Raw genomic sequence first — 6,699 nt, forward strand, 5'->3', positions numbered from 1 at the left:
TCCGAACGTCAATAGGTGCCTGCTTGCAGGAAGTCCTGCCGTCTGTGAGGACGGGCTCTTTGCCTTGCATTTGCCGCGGCGGCGCGTATAACCGGCCGCCGCTGGGACGGTCCCTTCGGCTTCCTGGCTCTTCGTGCCCCTCTCTTAGTTTCATGGCCGCCCCTTCTCATGGGAGCTAAAGATTCAAGAGATGTTGACGTTATATATCGAAGCGCAGTCGCGATCGCTAACTGTCCCGCATTGCCATGCACTGCAATCGTGAAGAAGGAGCGATCGCGACGATCGGTTATAGGGCTTGCCGGGCCGTGCGCGTTTTTAGCTAGGAAGCAATTATGAAAATATTTACCCCGGGATCGGCGGCCGCTTTACTTGCTGCGACTTTTGCAATCTCGGCACACGCTGCCCTGGGCGGCGCAGCCGCATCAGTACAGATCGATCAAAAGCGGATGAAGGCCAGCCGCGCTGTCCAGCCGCTGGTTTCCTACTCGGTGCACCGAATCGTCCTAGATACCGGTACTGCAATCAACGAATACGTTTCCCCAGCAGGGACGGTGTTCGCCGTGTCCTGGCTGGGGCCCCAGATGCCTGATGTCCAGACCTTGCTCGGAAGCTACGCGCCCGCGGCTTCCGACGGGACTGTGGCTTTCCGCGCGGCGCACGGCGGGACAGGACCAGTAACCGTCGGATCGTCCGCGTTAGTGGTTCAATCCGGTGGACACATGGGCGCGTACATAGGGCGTGCCTACATTCCTCGTGCACTACCGGCCGGCGTGTCGGCGATAGACATCAAATGATCGAGAGACTCCAGTTTCCGCGGGCACTCTTTATCGGTGTTGCCTTTACGGTTTCCATATTGACGGCGTGCGGCGGCGGTGGTGGCAGCACCGAGAACGGCTCAGCAACAAGCGCCGGCCCTTCATCGTCGCCCGTTGCCAGCCCGAGCCCCAGTTCCGCACCCTCCAGCAACATCTCGCCGACGAGTCCCTCTGCGGCCAATGCGCCGACGAGCTCCGGCTCGACAACCGCCTCGACGCCCGTCACGAGTACCGCAGCCCAGAATTTTCAGGCCGTCACTGTGGAGCCCAATGCATATGGCTTCGCCAATCTGCTGATGACCAGCGTCACTGTATGTGTACCTGGATCGGCGATTTGCCAGACGGTGGATAACGTTCTCCTCGATACCGGCTCGTATGGCTTGCGCCTGTTTGCGCCGGCGTTGTCGATCAACCTGCCGCAGGTGGCCTCAGGGCAAAACGCACTGGCGACGTGCGCGGCATTTGGGTCAGGGACCACTTGGGGAACTGTGAGGACAGCGGACATCCGACTTGCCGGAGAATACGCGCCGAGTACTTCCGTTCAGTTGATCGCGGACCCGGCTTATCCCAGCGTGCCAACGTCGTGCTCTAACCAAGGCTTCCAAAACATTGCTTCGCCGGCGGTCATCGGAGCGAACGGCATTCTCGGCGTTGGCCTTCAGTCGGCAGACTGCCCGGGCTGTGCTACGCATGCCTACAACGTGTACTATGAATGTTCCGGCTCTGGCTGTAGCCCGACGACAGCACCCATTAACGCTCAGGTGACAAACCCGGTCAGCAATTTCGCCGTCGATAATAATGGCGTGGTGGTCCAACTGCCCAGCATTCCGTCTAGTGGCCAGCCCAGTGCAACGGGCACCATCGTCTTCGGCATCGGTACTCAGGAGAACAACAGTCTCGGGACCGCACGGATTTTTACAACCGATCCGACGCAGAACACTTTCTCGGCGCAGTACAAGGGTACAACGTATAACTACGCCTTCATTGATAGCGGTTCCAACGGCCTCTTTTTTGACGATGCGTCGATTGCGCAGTGTTCGGGAGGATCTGCGTTCTTTTGCCCTCCTGCTCCGCTCTCTTTGTCGGCCGTAGTAGAGGGGCTTAATGGTAGCAGCGCACCGGTGGCTTTTCAGGTTAGCAACGCAGAGACTATGTTGGCATCTGGCGCGAACGCAATGAACAATTACGCCGCATTGCAGACGGGTATGTTCGATCTGGGCCTGCCGTTCTTTTATGGCCGCAAGGTCTACACCGCGATACGCGGAAGACCCACCCCGGGGGGAACAGGTCCATACTTCGCGTTCTAGTGACTGCCCGACGCACTCGTAGCCTCCCGCGCGCTCGGGGCTTAGAGTGCTGTGGACTATGCAAGGGTAGACGAGTCGCGTCAGGCGTCAAGCGTGCGACAACGGTTTCCAATCCCGGGTATGGCGGTGTATGAATACCAGGCTGGCCGCTTAGGCGGATGGTGGTACGCGTCACGGGCGTCGATGCTTGCAGCGGATAGGCGCCGCCTCGATTTCCCCGCAGTCCACTTCGTTCGTTGAGACTGTCCGTGCGGTCCGTGGCCTGGCGCTCGGCGCTGCGCATGAGTTGCGCCACCCGAGGGCTGTTCACGTCGGCCTTCAGCGGAAGCTCAGCGGGTACCTGCTATCACTTTTCTGGCGATTCTGATCAGCGAACTCTAAGGTTATCGCAGCACGCGTCTGGCCACGTGTGTGGCCTCGTAGGGGTTGCCGCGTTTGATGTAGTCGCCCACGTCGAAGTCGATGGGCAAGAGCAACGACTTCCCGTCATCCTCGACGACGAGCCGGATGGCATTCACGTCAACTGCTGTCGGGCCGGACCAATGAGGAGACGAGCGCGCTGCTCGCTCTCGCCAGTCAGCGCGTCGTCATGCGACTCCGCGCCACGATCACCGCCCCCCGCTCCGTAGGCTGGCTTTGCCGGTCCATCCGTTCCGGCTCGACCTTTTTGCGGAGTGTGCATGCCCTACAATGCACCTACCTGGATGAAACGGGCCGGTCATGCGCGCTTCACTTCGGTATCGCCCTGCCCGCGACGACCGAACGTCTCGCCCTTGTCAATCTGCGTCATCAGAGGGCCGATTATCAGAGCCCAATGGACTCGTCCATTGTCAGCGACCAGATTCACAATCGCATCCTCGATGCGCATCTGCGCGGCGTGCCAGCGACGTGCGAAGGTTTTGCGCAGCACACGCGGGCTCATGTCCGGCGCCATGAACCCGATCGCGTCCAGCGCGTCTCCTACGATCGCGCGGAGCGGGACATCGTTGATCGGCTTGTCGTCGGTCCGCGGCGCCGGAAATGCCAGCGCGCTCTCCGGCAGGGTATGCGCCTGCTGCCACGCTCGTATCGGTGGCGTCCAGGACGCGGGCAGTGCGACTGTACGTTCGAGGCGTGCGCCCTGTTTGGGAACCCGTACCTGCGGTCGTATGCCGGCGATAACGATATCGCGCCTGCGCGCGGCGCGAAGTTCGGCCGCGGCGAGTCCCGCGCCGCGCAGCAGCGCGACCACCGCCCGGTTGCGACACAGGCGAGCGTCGTCGCCGCGTCGGGCTTGAGCGTAGGCCCGCAGCGCAGCGTCGGCGGCCGGATCGAGAAAAAGGGGCTCTGGCTCGTCCTCTGGCCAGGCGGCCGGGCGCGCGAAGCGTGCCGCCGGATTGCTGTCACGCAGCCCAACGTCGACAAGATGACGACCCAGCCGGTCGATCAGCTTGACGTAACGTAGGCGCGTGGTCGTACCCGAAGCACAGCGGTTTTCGACGTCGCAAAAAAACGACTCGAGGTGCTCGGAGCCAAACGTCGCGAGTGCCACGCCTCGGGTAACGAGATGCCGAACGAACCGGTCGAACATCGCCTTGTGCTGCACGATCGAGCGTTGGGAGAACCGGCGGCGGTCTGCACCGGCCGCTTCCGTAGTCTGCCATTGCAGGTAAGCGGTGTGCGGCTCGGCTGGTCCAGAGATGCGACTCGTTCATCACGTGCAGTACCTCATATACTGAATTGGCGTCACCCCGACACCTTGCGAATCTGCGATTCGCCAACCCGTCTATAGGGAGAGGGGGCCGTTCCCTTGCCCTGTGCGTCGGCGATCGCGTGCAGGCAGGCGAGAGGGCCGCCCTCGAGGATCTTCGCCGCCCACGCGAGCATCAGGTTGACGGGAAGTCCGAAGTCCTCGATCAGATAGCCGCGCTTGCAAACATTGCCGAGCGCTGTCGCAATGCACGGCAGCGCTCACGCAGTGCGCTCAGATCGTCGCGACAAGCCGATATCGGCTTTCCCAGCGAGGCGGCAAAGCCAATCTCGAAGGCGGTGCCACGATCCGGTTCGCCTTCAGGCTGCTCTTTTTTCGCAAGCAGTTCCTTGTATCGTGCCATCATCTTGAATTTCCGTTGTGGATGATGGACGATTCTACTAGGCGCGAATCGCTGTCAAGTGCCGATCCGTGACTCGCAGGCGCGAGATGTAATGTTCCTTCCAGTCCTCGCCAGCGCTAGCTCAACTTCCCATATTCGCAATATCGACCATCGATGAAAAGAATCTCTGTCCGCCGCTCGAGCGTTCACGGTCGCGGCGTCTTTGCGCTGCGGCCGCTATGCGCCGGCGAGCTCATCCTCGAGTACACCGGCACGGTGATGAGCTGGAAGCGTGCGATAAGTCGCCATCGCCGGTTCGGGAAGGATGGCCACACGTTCCTCTTTGGGCTTTCTGATGGGCGGGTCATTGATGGTTCGCTTGGCGGCAACAGCGCGCGCTGGCTCAACCATGCCTGTGTCGCGAACTGTGAGGCCATCGAGGATGACGGCAGGGTCTACATTCAGGCGGTGTCGGATATTCAGCCCGGCGAAGAGCTGTTCATCGCATATGGTCTCATGACAGAGGGCCGTGCCTCCGCAGCAGTGCGCGCGCAGTATGCGTGTCGCTGTGGTCACCGCCGGTGCCGCGGGACAATGCTCGCCGGTGCGTGAGCAGCATCTGGCAATGCTTTCGTACAGGTTGTCCGGCTGATGCAACCCTTGCAGAAAAGTGCTTCGGCCTTCTTCGTACACCTCGGCTCGATCGGTAATGCTGTCTTGCTAACTGTTCATGCGGCTGCGACGAAACGCGAGATAAATGGAAGCTATGCCGCCAAGCAATCCGATCGTCTCGCCGACAGAAGCGCCGATGCATTGTGTGACACGAAATACCCGGGCATACATAAATCACATTCACCCCGGCGCGCCTGCACGAATACTCATAAAAAGCGGCCTCGTCCACGTCCTGAAAACGTCCCCAACGGCTGACATCGAAAACGAGGACCGTGCTGAATTTCCGCTTTTTGGACTTTGAACTTCGAGAAGGAGCTGGACAAGTGCCGGGCGTTGTCTGAAAGTCAGGCCGCTAGCGCCGGCGTCTTAATACGCGCAAACGACGCGGATGTCATGGGCACGTGCGTAGTCAGCGATAGCCTGCCGCTGGAAAAGCGGCGAGTATTCCTGATGGTCTGTCGACATGCGGATGTACTGCGCGGCTCGCTGAAGTACGCGTGGGTCAGCTCGACTAGTCCCCGCAGAAAGCATGACCTAAATCTGATGACCGAACAGGTTAGTAGTAGCGTCTTTGCGCAGGAAGTCAAGGCAATCCGGACGCGGCGCCCGGAACCGGGATGCGGGACTGGTCCGGAACTCACGCGACGCTAAGCAACTTCGGGATTGCTGGCGCAGGTCATCGAGTCAATTTTCTGTGAGTGTCCTCGCAGCCTTGCAAATGCCAGTCGTTACACGACGGGAGAGCCGGTCGTCCCAGGCGGCGGCCTACCACCTACCGTAAAATGACAGGCCCGGCGCGACTACCCGGGCAATCCGCTGTAAAGCGAACCATATGTGTGTCGGCCATTCGAAGCAAGGTTGCCGTAAAGTTCGGGTCACGAATGGCTTTGGAAGGAACTATCGCTAGACATGCTCAGGCTCAAGGCCAACATCGCGAATCGATGGCTCGCCAGCGCTTCGCGGTGTCGTGCTCGGAGGCGCGCGTTATGCGCGCGTATGTCAGGCGTGAGGCTATGAACGTGTCTACGGTGTCGAGCAGTACCTCTATGGAGGCGGGCTTCCGGAGGAGTGCAGTCCAGTAGTGAATCTCGTCGACAGGCTCTGGCATAGCCGACAGCAGGACTACCGGTATGTTGGCAAATGCGCGCAAACATTTCAGACGGCGGCACACTCCGCGCCGTCCATTTCCGGCATCTGGAAATCGGTGATAACCAGTGCCGGGAAACTGGCGTTCGCCCTCTGCAGCGCATCCCGTCCGTTCTCCGCAAGCACCACATGGTGTCCGCGACTCTCGAGCGCCAGTTGCAGCGCCCAGCGGTTTTCAAAGTCATCGTCGACAAGCAGCCAGCGACAAACAGAAAGAGCGCCGCCGTCAATTACCCACTGACAACCCGAACGGAGCGACAACCATGCCGTCCTGACGCAGGACAATCACCTCGACTGACCGGCCAAGATGTTTGTCGGTAAACCGGACGTCCTGCTTGACGCTATCCAGTCCACCGCGATTACATGTGGAGGACATCATGAGTACATTGAACCTGCAAGGCACCGCGCCACGCAGCGGCGGTGCAAATATTGTTGGCAGCGGCACCGGCGAAGGCCCCGGACCTGACGTTATGGCCGCTGCGACACTCGACGACACCCAGGTGGTTTCATCGGACGGGGAAGACATCGGCAAGATTTCGGACATCATGCTCGACGTGCGCAGCGGCAGGATTGCGTACGCCGTGCTGTCGGAAGGCGGCTTTCTCGGCATGGGCACGAACCTGCATGCGATACCGTGGAACGCACTCACGCTGGATACCGACGCAAAGTGTTTCCGTGTCAGCATCG

Annotated in this window: 9 protein-coding genes; 4 read left to right on the forward strand and 5 right to left on the reverse strand. The window is 60.5% G+C overall.

What is annotated here, in order from left to right; translation table 11 throughout:
* Nucleotides 1–332 precede the first annotated feature (332 nt).
* A complete protein-coding gene (locus tag C0Z16_RS34780; RefSeq protein ID WP_102636515.1) occupies nt 333–794 on the forward strand; it encodes a DUF2844 domain-containing protein in 462 nt (153 codons plus the stop codon).
* Here C0Z16_RS34780 and C0Z16_RS37960 read toward each other — a convergent pair.
* Complete coding sequence (locus C0Z16_RS37960; protein ID WP_158244571.1) at nt 787–1,041, reverse strand: hypothetical protein; 255 nt, start codon at nt 1,039–1,041, stop codon at nt 787–789. The genes C0Z16_RS34780 and C0Z16_RS37960 overlap by 8 nt on opposite strands.
* Here C0Z16_RS37960 and C0Z16_RS34785 point away from each other — a divergent pair.
* Nucleotides 968–2,122, forward strand: coding sequence for a DUF3443 domain-containing protein (locus C0Z16_RS34785; protein WP_279635097.1), 1,155 nt, complete (start codon nt 968–970; stop codon nt 2,120–2,122). The genes C0Z16_RS37960 and C0Z16_RS34785 overlap by 74 nt on opposite strands.
* Nucleotides 2,123–2,505: 383 nt before the next feature.
* On the opposite strand, the gene C0Z16_RS39435 is transcribed toward C0Z16_RS34785, so the two are convergent.
* From C0Z16_RS39435 to C0Z16_RS39165, 3 genes are all read right to left on the reverse strand, one after another.
* Complete coding sequence (locus C0Z16_RS39435; RefSeq protein ID WP_279635096.1) at nt 2,506–2,640, reverse strand: hypothetical protein; 135 nt, start codon at nt 2,638–2,640, stop codon at nt 2,506–2,508.
* A 200-nt stretch (nt 2,641–2,840) separates the two neighbouring features.
* Nucleotides 2,841–3,692 (reverse strand): tyrosine-type recombinase/integrase, encoded by an 852-nt coding sequence (locus tag C0Z16_RS37640; protein ID WP_146014405.1) that lies wholly within the window; start codon nt 3,690–3,692, stop codon nt 2,841–2,843.
* A 325-nt stretch (nt 3,693–4,017) separates the two neighbouring features.
* Nucleotides 4,018–4,218, reverse strand: coding sequence for a nucleoside 2-deoxyribosyltransferase (locus tag C0Z16_RS39165; RefSeq protein ID WP_244201476.1), 201 nt, complete (start codon nt 4,216–4,218; stop codon nt 4,018–4,020).
* Nucleotides 4,219–4,368: 150 nt separating this feature from the next.
* Here C0Z16_RS39165 and C0Z16_RS34800 point away from each other — a divergent pair, with 150 nt between their 5' ends.
* The gene (locus C0Z16_RS34800; RefSeq protein ID WP_102636517.1) at nt 4,369–4,806 is read left to right on the forward strand and encodes an SET domain-containing protein; all 438 of its coding nucleotides are present in this window, start codon (nt 4,369–4,371) and stop codon (nt 4,804–4,806) included.
* Between the two features lie 1,215 nt (nt 4,807–6,021).
* Here C0Z16_RS34800 and C0Z16_RS39170 read toward each other — a convergent pair.
* A complete protein-coding gene (locus tag C0Z16_RS39170) occupies nt 6,022–6,273 on the reverse strand; it encodes a response regulator (protein ID WP_244201477.1) in 252 nt (83 codons plus the stop codon).
* A gap of 116 nt (nt 6,274–6,389) precedes the next feature.
* Here C0Z16_RS39170 and C0Z16_RS34815 point away from each other — a divergent pair.
* Nucleotides 6,390–6,699 (forward strand): PRC-barrel domain-containing protein (locus tag C0Z16_RS34815; protein WP_102636518.1); only part of this gene is annotated, 310 nt, incomplete at its 3' end.

It is taken from the genome of Paraburkholderia rhynchosiae (assembly GCF_002879865.1).
Taxonomy (GTDB): Bacteria; Pseudomonadota; Gammaproteobacteria; order Burkholderiales; family Burkholderiaceae; genus Paraburkholderia; species Paraburkholderia rhynchosiae.